At 60.5% G+C, this 2106-nt stretch carries 2 protein-coding genes and 1 pseudogene; all 3 read right to left on the bottom strand.

The window, feature by feature from the left end; genetic code table 11:
- Positions 1 to 315: 315 nt before the first annotated feature.
- Positions 316 to 859 (bottom strand): annotated as a pseudogene (locus EAV90_RS39060) (transposase); the annotation flags it as partial.
- 10 nt (positions 860 to 869) lie between these two features.
- Positions 870 to 1142, bottom strand: coding sequence for a hypothetical protein (locus EAV90_RS39055; protein WP_129146469.1), 273 nt, complete (start codon positions 1140 to 1142; stop codon positions 870 to 872).
- Positions 1143 to 1417: 275 nt separating this feature from the next.
- Positions 1418 to 2106 (bottom strand): IS66 family transposase (gene tnpC, locus EAV90_RS39050; protein ID WP_129146468.1); only part of this gene is annotated, 689 nt, incomplete at its 5' end.

Genomic DNA, 2106 nt, shown 5'->3' with positions numbered 1-2106 from the left:
GCAAGCCGCTCGCTCGCTACGGCGCTCTGGAGGGCGCGCTTCGCGAGCGGCTTGCTCCGACTCGCGGCAGCCGATCCAGAAAGACACCAGGGTGCGCTTCAGTAACATTGTCATCTGAGGCAATATGCGGGGTTAAATCCGGACGTCGCTTGACATCATGACACGAGGGAAACGACGTGGGATCCCTCATCTTTAGGGAGTCGGCCTTCTTGTTTATACGTCATGGGCTTGAACCCGAGGGGGCACCCGCGCTGGAAATAATCACAAGGAGCAAAGTACTCCGAAATCTTCAACATAGTCTCAAATCGTGGCGCATTGCCGCTTGCGGCCGGTGAGCCCCGCCTCGCGATACAGCCGGTAGATCCAGTTGATCCCCGATGGCTCGCCCTCCCGCCGCAGCAGGACGAACAAACGGCGCTAGCCGAAACGCCGCCGCTTCGCGCAATTGGCCACGCAGAACTGCGTCCGGCGGGCGGCTGGATCGATAGCGGATCATCTTCCGATCCGCCCCGGCGATGGAGCAGGCCCGCTGTTCCGACAGGCTCATCACGGCCTGCAGATGCTCGACCGCACAGCGCGCTTGGCGGCGGGTTCTACCATTTTTTTGAACGCAGCTCGCGAAGGGCAGCCGCGTCGAGCGTCTGCTCGGCTGGAAGCTTCTTCAGCTTCGCGTTCTCCTCTTCCAACGCCCTCAGCCGCTTCGCCTCGGAATCGTCCATGCCGCCGAATTTGGCGTTCCAATTGTAGATGGTCGCCTCGGAAATACCGTGCTTGCGAGCCAGGCGGCTGTCTTCGCCCCAGCCTCATGCCCCTTTAATGCCGCGATAAACTGCTCTTCTGTGAACCTTACTCGCCTCATCTGTCCGTCCTTATTCGGGCCGGACTCTAACTCCTTCTGGAGGAAATGCGCACTGGCAGCTCAAATCGGCGAAAGCACCTGTCGGGATTAGATACTCAAGCACGAAGCGTGGAAGAAAATTGATGTACAGCCGTGCCGCCGCAAACAGGCGAGCTAATGGGCGAGCGGCATCGATGCCTTCAAACCGCCCGTAGCCCACCAGGCGGCGAACGACAGCTTCGTTCTTTTGTTCAACGAATCCAGATCGTTCTTCTTGTAGGCCCTGGAAGAGTGATTTCGACATTGTGAGAGCGGCACCACGACACGACCCTGTCGTTCATGAAGGCGCCGTCGCTGTCAAAATCGAACCCGCGAACGGGCCATGGAATATGTTCTGCGCGCGCTCGAGACCCTCGACCACAAGAGCTGCTTCCCGCGCGACGAGCGGAAAGCTTCGGTCCACCCCGTTGCGATATCCACCATTGTTAGGGTCTGAATGAAGTACGCATACGACGAAGGCCGCCTGATTGACGCATGCGCGCGAGCACGGCGAGTTCTACGATGGCGTTGCGTGAAGGGTCAGGCGGCTTGCTGATTGGCGGACTTGCCGGCTTGGTGCAGGAGCTTCCATTCCCAGGGCAGCAGTTCGCGCAGACGCGAGGTGGGAAGATCAGCGATCCGGGCGAGGACGTCGGCGAGCCAAGCCTTGGGATCGACGTCATTGAGGCGACAGGTCGTGATCATCGTCAGCATGATAGCTGCACGATCGGCGCCACGCTGGCTGCCAGCGAAGGTCCAGTTGCGCCTTCCCAAGGCAATGCCTCTCAATGCACGCTCAGCGCAATTGTTGGTCAAGCAGATCCTGCCATCGTCGAGGAAGCGGACGAAGTCGTCCCAGCGCTTAAGCATGTAGTTCATGGGCTTCAGGACCTCGGATGAGCGCGAGAGGGTTTCTCGCTCGCGGAGCAGCCAGTCGTGCATGTCGTCGAGCAGCGGCTTGCTCCGCTCCTGGCGCACGGCACGCCGCTCGTCGGCGCTACGGCCGTTGATGGCGCGCTCGATCTCGAACAACGCATCCAGACGCCTAACCGCCTCCAGCGCGATCGGAGAGACCGGTTTGCCCTTGCCTTCCCGGGCGGCTTTCTCGATGTCAGCCAGCTCGAAGAATCCCCGCCGCGCATGGGCCAGGCAAAATGCCGGCGTGATCGGCATTGCTTTCCTTTTTGGGTCGAACAACGGCTCGAAGCCGCCATAGCAATCCGCCTGCA

It is taken from the genome of Bradyrhizobium vignae (assembly GCF_004114425.1).
GTDB lineage: Bacteria > Pseudomonadota > Alphaproteobacteria > Rhizobiales > Xanthobacteraceae > Bradyrhizobium > Bradyrhizobium vignae.
This window is presented reverse-complemented; position numbering and strand designations above follow the sequence as displayed.

What these genes read in the sequence shown, in the direction of transcription:
- EAV90_RS39055 (WP_129146469.1), bottom strand. Translation starts at nt 1,142, where the DNA reads ATGTCGAAATCACTCTTCCAGGGCCTACAAGAAGAACGATCTGGATTC.